The sequence below is a fragment of the Halosegnis sp. genome, from assembly GCF_042216475.1.
GTDB lineage: Archaea > Halobacteriota > Halobacteria > Halobacteriales > Haloarculaceae > Halosegnis.
On record NZ_JBDGTV010000010.1, the window covers coordinates 19807 to 34928 of the forward strand.

At 65.8% G+C, this 15122-nt stretch carries 19 protein-coding genes, 1 tRNA gene and 1 pseudogene; 13 read left to right on the forward strand and 8 right to left on the reverse strand.

Features of this window, described 5'->3' with window-relative positions; genetic code table 11:
- From ABEJ63_RS06990 to ABEJ63_RS07000, 3 genes are all read left to right on the forward strand, one after another.
- Complete coding sequence (locus ABEJ63_RS06990) at positions 1-150, forward strand: 50S ribosomal protein L40e (protein ID WP_375795643.1); 150 nt, start codon at positions 1-3, stop codon at positions 148-150.
- A 70-nt stretch (positions 151-220) separates the two neighbouring features.
- A complete protein-coding gene (locus ABEJ63_RS06995; protein WP_375795644.1) occupies positions 221-880 on the forward strand; it encodes a potassium channel family protein in 660 nt (219 codons plus the stop codon).
- Positions 881-1032: 152 nt separating this feature from the next.
- On the forward strand, positions 1033-1893 hold the full coding sequence (locus tag ABEJ63_RS07000; protein WP_375795645.1) for a dihydrodipicolinate synthase family protein: 861 nt from the start codon (positions 1033-1035) through the stop codon (positions 1891-1893).
- Positions 1894-2148: 255 nt separating this feature from the next.
- On the opposite strand, the gene ABEJ63_RS07005 is transcribed toward ABEJ63_RS07000, so the two are convergent.
- A complete protein-coding gene (locus ABEJ63_RS07005) occupies positions 2149-2358 on the reverse strand; it encodes a helix-turn-helix transcriptional regulator (RefSeq protein ID WP_375795646.1) in 210 nt (69 codons plus the stop codon).
- Between the two features lie 136 nt (positions 2359-2494).
- On the opposite strand from ABEJ63_RS07005, the gene ABEJ63_RS07010 reads away from it, so the two are divergent.
- Both ABEJ63_RS07010 and ABEJ63_RS07015 read left to right on the forward strand, forming a co-directional pair.
- Complete coding sequence (locus tag ABEJ63_RS07010) at positions 2495-3202, forward strand: hypothetical protein (protein ID WP_375795647.1); 708 nt, start codon at positions 2495-2497, stop codon at positions 3200-3202.
- A 30-nt stretch (positions 3203-3232) separates the two neighbouring features.
- Positions 3233-3595 (forward strand): cupin domain-containing protein, encoded by a 363-nt coding sequence (locus tag ABEJ63_RS07015; RefSeq protein ID WP_375795648.1) that lies wholly within the window; start codon positions 3233-3235, stop codon positions 3593-3595.
- Position 3596: 1 nt separating this feature from the next.
- Here ABEJ63_RS07015 and ABEJ63_RS07020 read toward each other — a convergent pair.
- Positions 3597-3667: transfer RNA gene (locus tag ABEJ63_RS07020), tRNA-Gly, on the reverse strand.
- A 120-nt stretch (positions 3668-3787) separates the two neighbouring features.
- Between ABEJ63_RS07020 and ABEJ63_RS07025 the strand changes: the two genes are divergently transcribed.
- Positions 3788-4612: an NAD+ synthase gene (locus tag ABEJ63_RS07025; RefSeq protein ID WP_375795649.1), complete on the forward strand. Its 825-nt coding sequence runs from the start codon at positions 3788-3790 to the stop codon at positions 4610-4612.
- Positions 4613-4675: 63 nt separating this feature from the next.
- On the forward strand, positions 4676-5092 hold the full coding sequence (locus tag ABEJ63_RS07030; protein WP_375795650.1) for a ribbon-helix-helix protein, CopG family: 417 nt from the start codon (positions 4676-4678) through the stop codon (positions 5090-5092).
- Between the two features lie 177 nt (positions 5093-5269).
- Here the strand turns inward: ABEJ63_RS07030 and ABEJ63_RS07035 are convergent, their stop codons facing one another.
- Both ABEJ63_RS07035 and ABEJ63_RS07040 read right to left on the reverse strand, forming a co-directional pair.
- Positions 5270-5872, reverse strand: a complete 603-nt coding sequence (locus ABEJ63_RS07035) for an IMPACT family protein (RefSeq protein ID WP_375795651.1) — start codon at positions 5870-5872, stop codon at positions 5270-5272.
- On the reverse strand, positions 5869-6372 hold the full coding sequence (locus ABEJ63_RS07040) for an amino acid-binding protein (protein ID WP_375795652.1): 504 nt from the start codon (positions 6370-6372) through the stop codon (positions 5869-5871). The genes ABEJ63_RS07035 and ABEJ63_RS07040 overlap by 4 nt, the downstream gene beginning before the upstream one ends.
- An 82-nt stretch (positions 6373-6454) precedes the next feature.
- Between ABEJ63_RS07040 and ABEJ63_RS07045 the strand changes: the two genes are divergently transcribed.
- Entirely contained in the window at positions 6455-6946 is a 492-nt protein-coding gene (locus tag ABEJ63_RS07045) for a hypothetical protein (RefSeq protein WP_375795653.1), read from the forward strand.
- A gap of 82 nt (positions 6947-7028) precedes the next feature.
- Here the strand turns inward: ABEJ63_RS07045 and ABEJ63_RS07050 are convergent.
- The 3 genes and pseudogenes from ABEJ63_RS07050 to hisA form a co-directional block, all read right to left on the reverse strand.
- A pseudogene (locus ABEJ63_RS07050) lies at positions 7029-7334 on the reverse strand (GNAT family N-acetyltransferase); the annotation flags it as partial.
- A gap of 356 nt (positions 7335-7690) precedes the next feature.
- Entirely contained in the window at positions 7691-8278 is a 588-nt protein-coding gene (gene hisB / locus ABEJ63_RS07055; protein WP_375795654.1) for an imidazoleglycerol-phosphate dehydratase HisB, read from the reverse strand.
- Between the two features lie 233 nt (positions 8279-8511).
- Positions 8512-9228 (reverse strand): 1-(5-phosphoribosyl)-5-[(5-phosphoribosylamino)methylideneamino]imidazole-4-carboxamide isomerase, encoded by a 717-nt coding sequence (gene hisA, locus ABEJ63_RS07060; RefSeq protein ID WP_375795655.1) that lies wholly within the window; start codon positions 9226-9228, stop codon positions 8512-8514.
- Positions 9229-9311: 83 nt separating this feature from the next.
- Here hisA and ABEJ63_RS07065 point away from each other — a divergent pair, with 83 nt between their 5' ends.
- The 5 genes from ABEJ63_RS07065 (at position 9312) to ABEJ63_RS07085 (ending at position 13567) form a co-directional block, all read left to right on the forward strand.
- Positions 9312-10433, forward strand: a complete 1122-nt coding sequence (locus ABEJ63_RS07065) for an anion permease (protein WP_375795656.1) — start codon at positions 9312-9314, stop codon at positions 10431-10433.
- Positions 10434-10507: 74 nt separating this feature from the next.
- Positions 10508-10897 (forward strand): ferredoxin Fer, encoded by a 390-nt coding sequence (gene fer, locus ABEJ63_RS07070; protein ID WP_375795657.1) that lies wholly within the window; start codon positions 10508-10510, stop codon positions 10895-10897.
- 69 nt (positions 10898-10966) lie between these two features.
- Positions 10967-11995, forward strand: coding sequence for a prepilin peptidase (locus ABEJ63_RS07075; RefSeq protein ID WP_375795658.1), 1029 nt, complete (start codon positions 10967-10969; stop codon positions 11993-11995).
- A gap of 34 nt (positions 11996-12029) precedes the next feature.
- Positions 12030-12407, forward strand: coding sequence for a phosphoribosyl-AMP cyclohydrolase (gene hisI / locus ABEJ63_RS07080; protein ID WP_375795659.1), 378 nt, complete (start codon positions 12030-12032; stop codon positions 12405-12407).
- Positions 12407-13567 (forward strand): hypothetical protein, encoded by a 1161-nt coding sequence (locus ABEJ63_RS07085; protein ID WP_375795660.1) that lies wholly within the window; start codon positions 12407-12409, stop codon positions 13565-13567. The genes hisI and ABEJ63_RS07085 overlap by 1 nt, the downstream gene beginning before the upstream one ends.
- On the opposite strand, the gene glmM is transcribed toward ABEJ63_RS07085, so the two are convergent.
- Positions 13564-14928 (reverse strand): phosphoglucosamine mutase, encoded by a 1365-nt coding sequence (glmM, locus tag ABEJ63_RS07090; protein ID WP_375795661.1) that lies wholly within the window; start codon positions 14926-14928, stop codon positions 13564-13566. The two genes, ABEJ63_RS07085 and glmM, sit on opposite strands and share 4 nt — an antisense overlap.
- Positions 14929-15122 lie beyond the last annotated feature (194 nt).

The following is a 15122-nucleotide window of genomic DNA, read 5'->3' on the forward strand; positions in this document are numbered from 1 at the left end:
ATGGCCAAATTCGAGAAGGCAGAGGCGCGAACGCTCGAGAAGATGATTTGCATGCGCTGTAACGCGCGCAACGCACAACGGGCCGACCGTTGTCGCAAGTGCGGCTACGGAAAGCTCCGCCCGAAGGCGAAAGAGCGGCGCGCGGCCTGACAAGACGGCAGCCGGTTCGACGCAGGACAGCGGGCGTATCCTTTTGTGGTGTGGTGGCATACGACGACACATGAAGTTCATTATCGTCGGCTACGGGCGGGTCGGCCGCGGCACCGTCCGCGATCTTGAGGCTGAGGGCCACGACGTTACCGTCGTAGAGGTGGTCCCAGAACGGGCAGAGCGCGCCCGCGCAGCTGGTTTCGACGTCATCGAGGGCGACTGCGAGAACGCAACCGTACTGGAGCAGGCGGGTGTCGTCGAAGCCGACGCGCTGGCAGCGCTGACGGGCGATTTGAACGCGAACTTCGCCGCCTGTATGATCGCACGAGAACACGGCTGTCGGACGGTGCTTCGCATCGATGAGGACTACCGCGAGGAAATCTACGAGCGGTACGCAGAGGATGTTGACGAGATAATTTACCCCGAGCGGCTGGGCGCGGCGGGCGCGAAGACGGCCCTGCTGGGCGGGAGTCTCAACGTGCTCGCGGACGTCACCGAGAATCTCACGCTAGCCACCGTCGAGGTGCCGGATGGGTCGCCGCGCGTCGGTGAGCGGGTGGTTGCGCTAGAGTTGCCCGGCGACGCACGGGTGTACGCCCATGGCCACCACGGCGCCGCGATGGACGTGCCGCTGCCGAGCGACGAACTCGCGGCCGCCGACAGGCTGGCGGTCATCACGGATCGGACCTCACTTGACGGAGTCCGATCGTATCTGACGGGCGAGGCCTGAAACCGGGCGCGCGTGGGGAGGATGGGGAAATGAGGCCGTCGGTGCGCGCCCACACGAGGGCTGACGGTGATAGCTCTTAAAACCGCGTCAGACGACCGCGTGACATCGCCGGCTCCGGGCGGCTTATATCGACGGGCGCGCCACCCGGAGGTATGAAAGGCACCGGACTGCCGCTGGCGACGCCGTTCGACGAGACGGGCGACGTCGACCACGATGCGCTGGCGGCGCTCGTGGAGTGGGTTGAGACCCGGGGCGTCGACTTCATCGTCCCGTGTGGCTCGAACAGCGAGGCACCGCTGCTCACCCGCGAGGAGCGAGCAGCGGTCGTCGAGACGGTTGCTGAGGCTGCCGACGGACCTGTGCTCGCGGGGACCGGGACTGAGGGGGAGCGACGGACACTCGCCTATACGCGGGACGCAGCCGAGGCGGGCGCAGACGCCGTGCTCGTCGTTACGCCGTACTATTTCAACCACGACCAGGCGGCGCTCGCCGACTACTACCGTCGGGTGGCCGACGAGAGTCCGGTGCCGGTGTATCTGTACGCTGTCCCCGCGTACACCGAGACCCAACTGGCCCCGGAGACGGTGGGTGACCTCGCTGTCCATCCGAACATCGCCGGTATGAAGGATTCTTCGGGAGATATTGCGGCACTCAAGCGCACGCTCGCACGGGTCCCTGACGACTTTGAGATGCTGGTCGGCAGCGGCGGCGTCTACGCCGACGCACTGGCGGCCGGCGCGACCGGCGGCGTCCTTGCGGTAGCGAATGTTCTGCCAGAGGTGGCAGCGGCGGTCTACGGCCGGTCGGGGGCGGACGCTCGGGCGGCAGACGAGGCGCTGCTGGAGGTGAATGAGCTGGTTACCACCGAGTACGGAATCCCGGGACTAAAGGCGGCGATGCGGGCCCGCGGCGCCCCCGCCGGCCGCGTCCGGTCACCCTATCGGCCGGTCGAAGAGGCAACCGTAGCGCGGCTGTCGACAGCCGTCGACGAGGCGCTCGCAGCGTTCGATTGAATCACACGGCGACCGTGGTGTGGTATCGCCACCACTTCGAAAGAAGCGAGGATAGCTATACGCGACGCGAGTTCGAGGCGGTCGGTATTGTCTGTGGTGACGAACACGACAGGCTGCCCGCTCAGTCCCACATCGACCGCGATTCAGCCGACTGTCTCGCCGCTCTCACCAAGAGATAATCACAGTGAGGCTGACGCACGTTCGTGACGTCGGCACTGTCTTCCTCGGCGGTACGGTCGCCGCGCGGCGGCACCGTCAGACAGTAGCGGCAGACGGTTCGTAGTCGAACAGCGTCTCGACATCACAGTCGAAGGCCGCAGCCAACTCGAACGCGAGCGCGAGACTCGGATCCGAACGGCCGCGCTCGATGGCGTTTATCGTCTGTCTGGAGACGCCCACCGCGTTGGCGAGATCACCTTGGCTCAGGCCGCGTCGGGCGCGCCAGCGCCGCAGGTCGTTCTCCATGTAAATAATGTTTGACACCCTCTGGTTAACATCATCGGTCGACGCGCCGCTCAGCGCCGACCATCCCACGAAGTTTAGTGAACCACAGCCAACCGTCCGACGTGTTCCGGTCGCGACCCACCGCGGGAGTGCAGCCATGAGCCGCGCCGTCGCGGTCAACATCGGCGCGAACACGAACGAACCCGGCTTCCGCGGGCCCGTCTTCGCAGACGGTCGGTTCGCATTCGTCCCCATCCCGGAGTCGGAGCCGACACGTGAACCTGTGCCGACGTACGGTGACCTCGCGGCCCACCTCCCAGTGGAGATTCCCGAGCCGCTGTGGGAGACGTCAGTTCACCTCGATCCAGAGTTCGCTGGCTACCCCTACTGCGAGCGACACACCTACGGCGACCCGCACGGTGTGAAGGCGCGGCCGCTCGCGGACCTCGAGCGGGGCGACTGGGCATTGTTTTATGCGACGCTCGCGACGGCTGACGACCCCGCCGGATGGCAGCCACCAGAGTGGGGCGCCTATCTCGTGGGGGGCTTCCGGCTGGCGCGCGACCCAGTGACTGATTACGACGCGCTTGGGGCCGACGAGCAGACGGTCTTCGCCAACAACGCCCACCTGAAGCGCGCAGAGATGGATGCGGCAGTCCTGCTGCACGGCGACGCAGGCGGACTCTTCGAGCGGGCGGTACCGCTGTCAGACCCAACGGGCGGGACGGCCGCAAACCGGGTCGTTACCGACCTGTCGAGCGACTCGGGCAAGGGCCCCTGGTGGCGGCGGCCACTCCGGTTCGATGCCGACGCAACCGCCCGGCTCCACGCGTTTGTCGCGACCCGGTCGTTCGAGCGCCGGTAGAGTCGAGTGGGACCCGGCCCTTGGACCGACATGGTCGTTGACCTCGCCGAGGCGTTCGCCCGCATCGAGGAGTTCTGGTCGCCACATGTGGCCGCTGAACTCAACGGCCAGCACGTGAAGCTCGCCCGTCTTGAGGGGACCTTCGACTGGCACCACCACGAGTCGGCCGACGAGTTGTTCCTCGTCCAAGAAGGGGAGTTGACCATCCGCTTCCGGGACCGAACGGATGTTCACCTCACCGCCGGCCAGTTTCATGTCGTTCCCGCTGGCGTCGACCACCAGCCTGTCGCCGACGAAGAGTGTCATGTCCTCCTGTTCGAGCCGGCTGGGACGCTAAATACAGGCAACGTCGACAGCGAGCGAACGGTCGAGGAAGAGCAGCGAATCGAATGAGTGTGCCGTCCGGGAATTGAACCCGGGCTATTAGCTTGGGAAGCTAATGTCCTACCACTGGACCAACGGCACGCCTCCAACGCCAGAGTTTACCCCAGCGTCGCACTTCAACGTAGCGTTTCGACCGGACGAACGTGCAGGAACCGACCCCCTCGCGGCACGTATTTGTCACTCCCGGCCCGAACACAGGTGATGAGTATCTCCGAGCCGCTGGTCGAGGGCACACCCGTCACACTCGACCTTTCCGAGACGGAACTGGACCGCCACCGCGAACATATCACCGCCTTCATCGAGGGCGTCGTCGACGACGCCGGCGCGACGGGCGCGGTCGTCGGCCTGTCGGGCGGCATCGACTCGACGCTCACTGCTCACCTCGCCGTAGAGGCGTTAGGCCCCGACGCTGTTCATGGGCTGGTGATGCCGAGCGAGGTCAACACCGACGAGAACATGAGCGACGCAGAGCGGGTCGCCGAGCTGCTCGATATCGAGTACGACGTGCTCGATGTCACTCCCATTGTCGATGCGTTCGTCGACGCCTACCCGGAGGGCGCTGACGACAGGACTGCGCTCGGTAATGTCCGTGTTCGCACGCGCGCGGTACTCAACTACTTCGTTGCCAACACCGAGAATCGGGTCGTGCTGGGCACGGGCAACCGCTCAGAAGCGCTGACGGGTTACTACACGAAGTACGGCGATCAGGCCGTCGACTGCAATCCTATCGGCAACCTCTACAAACGGCAGGTTCGCCAGCTCGCGGCTCACCTCGACGTCCCAACGGACCTCGTCGAGAAGCCGCCCAGCGCCGAGATGTGGGAGGGTCAGACGGATGAGGCAGAGATGGGGCTCAATTACGATACCCTCGACGCAATTCTCGCACTCCACGTCGACGGGCCACTCTCGAAACACGCCACCGTCGAGACGCTTGCTGTCCCCGAGTCGGCCGTCGATCGCGTCGTCGAGTTGTACGAGCAGAGCGCCCACAAGCGAGAGATGCCCCCTGCGCCCACCCCACTGTAGTCGGCCTGGCATGCGAGCGTCTGACGAACGTTTATAAGTGTGGGCGGTCGACACGATGACACGATGGGCAACAAGAACAAGACGATCTCCTTCCGGGTCAACGAAGACTCCTTTGAGACCCTGCGTGAGATCGCAGAGGAGCGTGATATCTCGCTATCGGCGGTGTTCCGCGACTACGTGGAGACGCTCGTTGCCCACGACGGGAAGGTACAGGTCGTCCCGGAACACGAGATAAACGACTCGACGTCCTCGGAAACGGAGTCGTTCCCCCCGAAAGTGGAGGTGCCCAAGAGCTTCGTGCGCGAGCACGAGCGGCTCGAACTCGAGGCCGAACACCTGCGCGAACAGCTCGACGAATACAAGCGATACGTCACCAAACTTTCCGAGCAGGTCGAGGAGGCCGACGACGACGAGGTCATCCAGTTGGAGGATCTCGACGGCGACACCGAGGAAGACGAACCGTCCTTCCGGCTCGGCTGACGGTCACAAGTCGATGCTTTCAGGTAGGCTACCTCGGTAGACACAACTACGTCGACGGTTGGTCGAGTGCGGTCAACCCCCTGTCTTCACCCGCAGATTCGCCCAACGGCGACGGAAAGACACCTCCATCGGAAGCGGCGCACGACGCGCGTCAGACACCGCGCCGTTGGGTGATTATCAGTCGAGTTCGATACGGCCGCCGGTTGCGCTACGGAGTCGGTCCCGGAGGGCAGCCGCATCTGCGACTGGAACCTGCACCTCGAAGCTGACGCGCGCCTCGTACTCGGCTTCGAAGTCGACGTCCGCCGATTCCAGCACGCTTCGAACCGTCCCAGAGTCGTCATAGTCGACGACAGCCTGAAGCCGCTCATGGGGTGTCCGCTCGACGATGCCCGCCTCATCGACAGCAGTTTTCACTGCCTGGCTGTAGGCACGCGCTAACCCGCCGACACCGAGGTTCGTCCCGCCGTAATAGCGAGTGACGACAACAGCAATGTTCTCGAGACCCTCGCCTTGGAGCACGTTGAGCGCCGGGTCACCAGCGCTGCCGGACGGCTCGCCGTCGTCGTCGGCGTACTCGCGGAAGGGACTCGCCCGCACCCGGTAAGCAGGAACATTGTGGGTAGCGTCCGCATGCTTCCCGCGTATCGTCTCGATGAACGCCTCGGCGGCTTCGGTCGTCTCAACTGGCCGGACGTGACCGATAAACTCCGAGCCGCGGACGGTAAACGCGGCCCTGGCGGGGCTCGCGACAGTCCGATACGGCTCGGGAGCGCTCATTCGAGTTCCAGCTTTCGGACAAACGACAGCGACTGGAGTTCAGTGACCAAGTCTCCGGGCAGCGGCTCGTCTGTAATCACGTACAGTTTCGGCTCGTCGGTGAATTCGGGATCCTCAGAGATCGTCTGTCGAATCGAGATGCCCTGCTCGGCGATGGCCGTCGTCACCTCAGCGACGATGCCCGCCTGCGTCTCGTCGACCACCTGTACCGTCAGCACAGACAGCCCAAGTACAGGTGCGAGGTCCATCAGTGACGGGATAGCTGAGATGTTGCGAAACACCCGCTCAAGGTCGGGATCCGCGAGAATGGCGTCGGTTGTCGCGTCGACGACTCGGCGGTCGACACCCGCTTCACGGGCGATGCCCGTGTCGGGAATCTCGATGCCGCCGGAGACGACTCTCCCCTCCTCGTTCACCGAGAACCCCCGCTCAAGGAGGAGCCGCACGACCGCCCGTTGGCCAGGCGAGTCGGCGAACTTCGCCATAATCTCGTCGAACATGCCTGGAGGGTCGGCACGCTGTGGTTTGTGCGTTCCGCCCCAGTGCCGTTACGGTTTACTCATCCGGTGCTGAGGTCCGGGTATGCGTCAGGTCTCAGGCTGTGACTTCTGTGGCAACACGGCGTCGGGCGCCTTCGAGGTGCTCCCGGCCGAACACGACCCCGACGGCGACGGGAAGCGGATGATACTGTGTGATGGCTGTCGCGACCGGCTCGCGTCCGTGCTCGACCCGCTCATTGACGCGGCAGCGACGGACGTGGAGCCGGAGGTCGAGGATACGGGGAAAAGCGAACAGGCGGACGAGAGCGCCGACATCGACGCCGATGAGACAGAAGACGAACGGGCGGGATCAATGGCCGCGACGGGCGCAGGCACCTCCTCGCGTGTCCCGAAAGGCTACCGGAAGGTGATGCGCTTCCTCGAGAGCCGGGAGTTCCCGCTCGCCCGGGAGGAGGCAGTTGAGATGGCCGCGGGCGCCTACGACCTCGAGGCGTCGGCTGTCGAGGCGGCGCTTGAGCACGCCGACGCCCACGATCGATTGACCGTTTCGCAGGACCAGATACGCGACCCGTAGCCTCACAGGTCGCGACGTATCGCGACTGTTCCCTCAACGGTCGACTTGAGCGCGAACCCGTGCGCGCGATAGAATGCAGGGCACGCTCGTTACATCGATCCACGGTCAGGGTGATGGCCGTCTCGCCGGCTGAGCACACACGGACAAACTTAGACGCGAGCAGCGCGGCGCCGATACTCGAGTTCTGGTAGCCGGGCCGGACGAAAATGGCCAGTGCGTACCGCGAGGCCTCGATGGGGACGAACAGTGCGTGACCAATGACGTCGCCGTCGTAGGAGGCAACCACGGAGGTCCCGTCCGCGACGGTCGTTAGCCAGTCGCGACTCGCCAATTCGTTGGCAGGCGGCAGCCCCAGCGTCCGGTCAGCCGGCAGAAACACACGGGACATCCCGACACGCCGCTCACGGTCCGCCGATTCCTACCGGTCGAGCCACACACGTCGGTCGCACTCGTCGATGACCGGCCGAAGCGGCGCGAGTGACCCTGACCGCGCGGTTACTGCGGAGACGCCGACAGGCCACGGCGAACGCCTATCGGGGGAACAATTGTTCGACCCAACGCTATCGAACGCTGCGATTCCTCAGTGGATGATGCTTGTTTGTATGTCGTGATGCCTGAACGATTGTTGTGCACGTCTCGTCCGACATGCGAGCCAGTGGTGCGGGCGGCCGATGGCAGACAGAGAGGGAGTGGCGTCTACAGGTGGAGCAGGCCGAGTGCCTCGGGGCCTGACCCCGAGGCGGTTCACAGCGTCCCCTTGGTACTCGGGGCGTCGCCGCGCCGCTCGTCGACCCGGGTAGCGTCGTCAAGCGCGCGGGTCAGTCCTTTGAACAGCGCCTCGATCTCGTGGTGGGCATTCCGCCCCTCGACGCGAGCATGGAGCGTGAGATTCGCATGAGCCGCGAAGGACTCACAGAAGTGACGGGCCATATCGCTGGTGAACTCGCCGACAGCTGACTGGGAGAATTCGCCGCGCCACACGAAGTAGGGACGGCCAGAGAGGTCTACGACGACGGTCGCAAGAGCCTCGTCAAGCGGTACCCGTCGGTCGGCATACCGGACGACGCCGCGTTTGTCCCCGAGTGCCTCGTCGAACGCCTGCCCGAGCGTGATAGCGACATCTTCGACGGTATGGTGGTCATCGATGGCAAGATCACCATCACACCGCACGGTCAGATCAAATAGGCCGTGGGTGGCGAAGGCTGTCAGCATGTGATCGAAGAAGCCGACGCCGGTGTCGACGGTGGCATCTCCGTCGCCGTCGACATCGAGAATCACCTCGATATCGGTCTCGGCCGTCTCCCGAGTTACGGCCGCCGTGCGGTCGGTCATACCGGCGCTTCTCAGGGCGAAGACAAGACCGTTGTGCCTGACCGGCGTTCTCAAAACGCGAGGAGAGGTGACGGGTATAGGTGTCGTGAGGAACTTCGAACGGTCGTGTTCCAAGCTATCGCGCCGTCGCTCGGGCGGGCCGTCGTTCGCGCGAGTTCGCAGCTGTCCGCCTCTTCGCCGACGAGCGCGGCGCTCACCGGCGCGGTCGGCTACGCGCTGGCCCGTTGCTGTACCTATAGAGACTGAGCGGCCGCCAGCGTAAATCGGCCCTCGTAGAGTGCCGTCCCGACGACGACAGCGGCCGCGCCCGCGGCCCGCAGTGACCGGACATCCGCGAGCGTCGCCACGCCACCGGATGCAACTACCGGCACGTCGACGGCCTCGACAACCCGCTCGACCGGATCCGTTCGCACCCCTTCCAGTCGTCCCTCCACGTCGACGTTGGTGAACAGGATGGCGCCTGCGCCGAGCTCTTCGTAGCGAGCAGCCGCTGTCGCAGGATCGAGGCCGGTCCCCTCGGTCCAGCCCGAGACGACCACCTCCCCCTCTTTCGCGTCGAGACTCACCATCACACTCCCGGGGTGTACCTCGGAGATATCGGCGACGAGATCAGGCGTTTCGACGGCTGCAGTGCCGAGAATGACCCGGTCGACCCCTGTCTCGAGCAGGCCGAGCGCATCCTCCGCAGTGCGGATGCCGCCGCCCAACTGCACGTCGACGTCGACGGCCTCGAGGATGGCGGCGATGGCGGCCGCGTTGGCCCGTTCGCCCTCGAAGGCACCGTCGAGATCGACGAGGTGGAGCGTCTCAGCGCCCGCCTCAACCCACCGGCGGGCCGCCTCGACGGGATCGCCGTATGTCTTGCCGGTGTCGCGCTCGCCGCCCACCAGTTGGACGACCTGGCCGTCCTGGACGTCGACCGCGGGAATCACCTCAAAACCCTCGAACATATCGGCGGCTGGGGACGGGCAGGTAAAGCCACCCGGGTTCGCTCGCGCGGCGCTTAAGTCGGCGGGCCGTCCACCACTCCGGTATGCTGTCGGTGCTACTCGTGGTTGGGCTCGCCGTCGCTGCGTTCGTCGGCTTCAATATTGGGGGGTCCTCAACGGGCGTCGCGTTCGGCCCCGCTGTGGGCAGCGAGACGCTCGGCAAGACGGTCGCTGCCGCGCTGATGACCGTCTTTGCGCTGCTTGGCGGCTGGACCGTCGGCCGCAACGTCATCGACACGATGGGCGGCGAAATCGTCCCCGCATCGCAGTTCTCACTGCTCGCCAGCGTCGCAATCCTCTTTTTTATTGGCATGGCGCTGCTGATTTCGAACCTGTTCGGCGTCCCGGCCTCAACGTCCATGACGGCAGTCGGCGCTATCGCCGGCCTGGGGTTAGCGTCAAATTCGCTCGCCTGGGATGTCATGGGCCGCATCGTCTCGTGGTGGCTCGTCGCGCCGCTCATCGCCTTCTGGGTGTGTGCCGTCATCGGCCGGTACCTGTACGTGTATCTGGACGCGTGGGTCGGCCTCGAAGAGGCGACCGGACTGAAGGCAGCGACGACGCGACTCTTGGTCGTCGCCATCGGATGTTACATGGCGTTCTCGGCTGGGGCATCGAACGTTGCGAACGCCGTCGCACCGCTGGTCGGCAGCGGGGCACTCTCCATCGATGCCGGCGTGCTGCTGGCCGGCGGCGCAATCGGCGTCGGCGCATTCACCATCGCCCGTCGGACGCTGGACACGGTCGGCACCGGCCTGACCGACCTCCCGTTGCTCGCGGCACTTATTGTCGAGCTCGTGAGTGCGAGTCTCATCACGTTCCTCTCGCAGATCGGAATCCCCGCATCGCTGGCGGTCTCGTCCACGATGTGTATCGTCGGGCTAGGCTGGGGCCGAGCAACGCGGACGACCCGGCTCTCGGAGGCCGCCCGGACGATGCGTGAGGGCGACGAGCCGCTGGCGGAGGGGGCCGGCGGCGTCGCGCTGCCCGCCGAGCGTGCGGGAGGTGCCGCCGATGTCCCGGCCATCGGCGACGAAGACCCGAGCGAACTCACCGGAGGCGACCTGTTTGACCCCTCGGCGACTGCGCGGGTCGTCGTGCTCTGGATTGCGACGCCAACCATCTCCGCGCTTGCCTCGTTCATCGTCTTCTCAACAGTGCTATAGCCCGCTGCCGGCCGGGAGTCGCTGCGTCCCGCAAAAGGCGACTTTTAACACGGGCGAGGCCCTATCTCGGCGTGATGCCAACGGTAGAATACCTCAACTACGAAGTGCTGGACGACCACGGCTGGGAGATGGACGACGACGACCTCTTCGAGAAGGCCGCCGACGCCGGTCTCGGTGACGAAGACTATGGCTCCCTCGACGTCAACGAGGGCGAGTATATTCTCGAGGCGGCAGAAGCGCAGGGCTTCGACTGGCCGTTCTCGTGTCGAGCGGGTGCATGCGCGAACTGCGCAGCCATCGTCACCGAGGGCGATATCGACATGGACATGCAGCAGATTCTCTCCGACGAGGAGGTCGAGGAGAAGAACGTTCGGCTGACGTGTATCGGCTCGCCCGCTGCCGACACCGTCCAGATCGTCTACAACGCCAAACACCTCGACTACCTGCAGAACCGCGTCATCTAGTCGGGCTCTCCTTACCGTTTCGCTCGCGAGACCCACAACCACTTATACAGGCCCGCAACCAGTAGAGTCGTGAGCCTCGCGGCCACGCTCGACACGCTGTTCGCTAGCCGCACGACAGCGCTGTGCCGACTCTTCGCGCTGCCCGTGTTCGCGCTGGCAGCCTACCGCGATGTCCAGACGCGGCGCGTACGCAACGAGCTGTGGGTGCCGCTGGTTGCTCTCGGACTCGTCTTACTCGTCGCCGACGCTGCCACCGCGCTCGAAGCCGACGCCGTCCGCCGCCGACTGTTCCTCGTGCATGTCGGTGTGTCGTTAGGGTTCGTCGCGCCACTCGGCTACGCGTTCTGGCGAGTCGGTGGCTTCGGCGGCGCCGATGCGAAGGCCATTATCACGCTTGCCGTCGTTTTTCCTGAATTCCCCGCCTACTACCTCCCCGGCGCGGTGCTGCCACTCGTTCGCCCGCCGCTGGGTGTGCTGTCGATGACTGTACTCTCGAACGCAGTAGTCGTGGGCGCGACGTTCCCGCTAGCGCTGGCAACCCGCAACCTGCTCGACGGCCACCTGCGCCCGCTCGCGTTCGTCGGTAGACCGGTCTCAGTGCCGGCGGTCGCAACGGAACACGGGAGTCTGCTGGAGACGCCCGACGGCCTCACTCGCGATGGCCTCGATTTAGACGCACTGCGGATGTACCTCCGGTGGCGGCGGGCGACGCTGTCAGACCTGCGGGCCGATCCAGATTGGTACCGCGACCCGGCCTCGCTCCCACCCGAGGATGAGCGAGGCGACCCCACCGATGGCGCACTCACTGCCGGGCCACCGGTGACTGACGGCGGCGACGCCTCAGAGCCGGCGGTCCGTCGAATCGAACACGAAGATTCATGGGGCGCAGCGGCATTCCTCGCCGCCCTCGAGGGGACTGCCTACGGAACAACGCCCGAGGAGTTACGCGACGGGTTGGATCTACTCGTTGCGCGTGATGAGGTCTGGCTCACCCCCGGGCTCCCGTTCATTGTCCCGACGTTCCTCGGGTTAGTCGTCGCTGTAACGTACGGTGACCTGCTGTTCCGACTGCTGCGCGTGCTCTGGGGCGTACCGTGAAAAGACATATCGGGCGTGCTTGCCGACTGCGAGTATGAGCGAGGCCGACGCCGTCGACGTGGAGTTTGAGCCGGATGGGCTCGTCCCGGCGGTTGCGCAGGATGCCGAGACGGGCGAGGTACTGATGCTCGCATACGTGAACCGCGAGGCGCTCGCACGCACCCGCGAAACCGGCGAGGCCCACTACTACTCCCGGTCGCGGGAAGAGCTGTGGCACAAGGGGGCCACGAGCGGCCATACGCAGACGGTCAAAGAGGTACGCGTCGACTGTGATGCCGACGCTCTGCTGTACGTCGTCGAGCAGGCGGGCGGCGCCTGTCATACCGGCCACCACTCGTGTTTCCACCGGACACTCGAGGGAGAGACGGTCGGCAAGCGCGTCTTCGACCCGGCGGAGGTGTACGAGGACTGATGGCAGACGCCCGCGAGACTGACGCGACAGCCGGGACCGCCCCCGACCCTGAGCGGATTCGTCACCGGCTCGTGGTCGCGGCTGACGAGTACGAGCGAGTCCACTCGCGGGTGGAGAACGCGGGCGGCGAGTCGCTGCTCCGCCGGACGGCTGGCGCTTATCACACCTTCCGGCGGTTGCTCGACGACAACGAAGAAGCCGCGACTGGCTCCGGCTTCCAGGCGTACGTCGAGTTCCAAGAACGGGTCGCAGAGCATACCGCCGGCCTCGACGACTCGTTGCCCGCCTACGAGGCGTTCGAGGCGGCCGATGACGCCGTTCACAAAAAGCGGCTGTCGGCGGCTGATTTCGAAGAGGCCCGTGCGGCGCTGGACCCCGCCCGCGAGTACGCCGATTTACTCGTGGAGTGGGAGGCCGCCGAGGAACTGCTTCGCGAGCGACGCCGGGCAGCCCGCGAGCGCCTCGACACGCTCGCAGAGCGAATCGCCGATGCCGAGCGCCTCCTCGAGTTGGGTGAGGCCGACCTTGAGGCGCCCGTCGAGCAACTCCGAGAGCCGATTGTCGCGTACAATGAACGGGTGGCAGCCGACTTCGACCGGCTGAAGCGAGACTCATCGGCCCGCAAGACGCTTGCCGTCGTCGCAACCGCCGAGGCATACCCGCTCGTTGACTTCCGTGAGCCGCCGACCCGGCTCGCAGAGTACGTCGAGTCGGCACCGGTCGGCGAGGAGTCTGTCACGACGCTCCTCGAGTATGCCGATTATAGTGCCGAGAAACTCTCACACCTCGTTGAGGACCCTGGCGCGCTGAAGCGGCACGTCGCTACCAACCGGACCTACCTCACTAATCTCGACGCGACGCCGCTACAAGTCTCGTATCCGCCGCCCGACGCCGAGACGCTCCGCTACCAGTGTGAGGAGTATGCCCGCGTCTGCGGGCGGTTCGCCGACGATGCGACGTTGGCGGCCCTCCGGACGGTCCGAGGGGTACCCGACACTGTCGACTACGAACGACTCTGCGAAGCGGCTCGGGCGCTGTCGCAACTCACCGAGACGGACCGCGAGCGGCTGGCCGCAGGTGAGGTGTCGCAGGCGCTGGGGCAACTGGAGCGGGAACGGGAGGCGCTTGCCGAGCAGCTGGCAGCGATACCAGAGCCCTAAGAGTCTGACCGAGCCGCGAGCAGAGTGTCGTGGACATCATCAACGAGGTCGCGAGCTCGCCCGCGCTCCCGGGCCTCGGCGTACACCCGGACGACTGGTTCCGTCCCGGACGGGCGTACGAGCACCCACGCATCACCGTAGTCAAGCCGATAGCCGTCGATGGTCGTCGGCGTTGCGTCGGCCTGCTCGGCGTATGTCTCCGCGGCTGCGAGCATCGCTTCCCGTTCGGCGTCCGTCTCATAGCTGACGTTCTCCCGGACGTTCGCATAGCCATCGAAATCGGCGACGGCCGCCGACGCCGGCTGGCTACACAGTAGCTCGAGAAAGCGCGCGGCGGTGTAGGCGCCGTCACGGGCGAGCCGGTAGTCAGGAAACAGAACGCCGCCGTTCCCCTCCCCGGCGACAGGGACCCGCTCGCCCTCGGCAACCAGCTCGCGGATACGCGTGATAATGTTCGTCGACCCGATAGGGGTCAACTCGAGGGTAGCGCCTGTCTGCTCTGCGACGTCGACGAGCCGTTGGGAGACATTTACTGCCGAGACAGCCATGTCACCGGCCTCGAGCGCGGCAGCAGCGAGCGCCGCGAGACTGGCGTCTCCCTCGATATAGGTTCCCGTCTCGTCGTAGAAGATGGCTCGGTCAGCGTCGCCGTCGTGGGCGATACCCACGTCCGCGTCCGTCGTGGCGACGAGCGTCGCGAGATCTTCAAGATTCGCGGCGACCGGCTCTGGGTCGCGGCCTGGGAAGTGGCCATCTGGCTGGGCGTTGACCGTGAGCACCCGACAGCCGAGTTCGCGAAAGAACTCGGGGGAGGTGAGTGCTCCGGCGCCGTGGCCGGGATCGAGCGCAACGGTGAGGTCGGCCGCGGCAATCCGCTCATGATCGACGGCTGCGAGCAGGTCGGCGACGTATTCTCGCCGAGCCGACGTGACACGGCTGGACTCGCCGGTCGTCGCCCAGTCAGCCGCGTCGAACCGCTCGGCGAGCAGGCGGTCCTCGACCCGCTCGAGGGTGTCACGTGACAGTTCCGCACCGTCCGCACCGACGAGTTTCAGGCCATTGTACTGGGGCGGGTTGTGGCTCGCCGTGACGACAAGCGCAGGGACCCCTGTTCGCTCGGCGTACGCCTGTACGCCCGGCGTGGGTACAACGCCGAGCCGGTGAACATCGCTGCCAGTCGCCGCGAGGCCGGCCGAGACGGCATCCGCGAGCATCTCACCGGTACGGCGCGTGTCGCGGGCGACAGCAACAGCATCGGCCCGCAGCGTCGACCCGGCTGCCCGGGCAACGCGGCCAACGAACTCGGGCGTGACCGTCTCGCCGACCACCCCGCGGACGCCGCTCGACCCGAACACCTTCATGCGCGGGCGTATCCGGGGGGCGAAGAAAGTGGTGTCGGTCGGAAGGGACGAGGGGAGGGCAGGAATCGCCAGCGGGTGGCACTCTTATGTAAAGACGACTCCCGATTTACGTCACCGGACGACGCGTCGTTCGGCACCCAGCGACCGTTCGAGGCTCGAACGGACAGGTCTTAGTGGACGCCGCCGCACGTGTG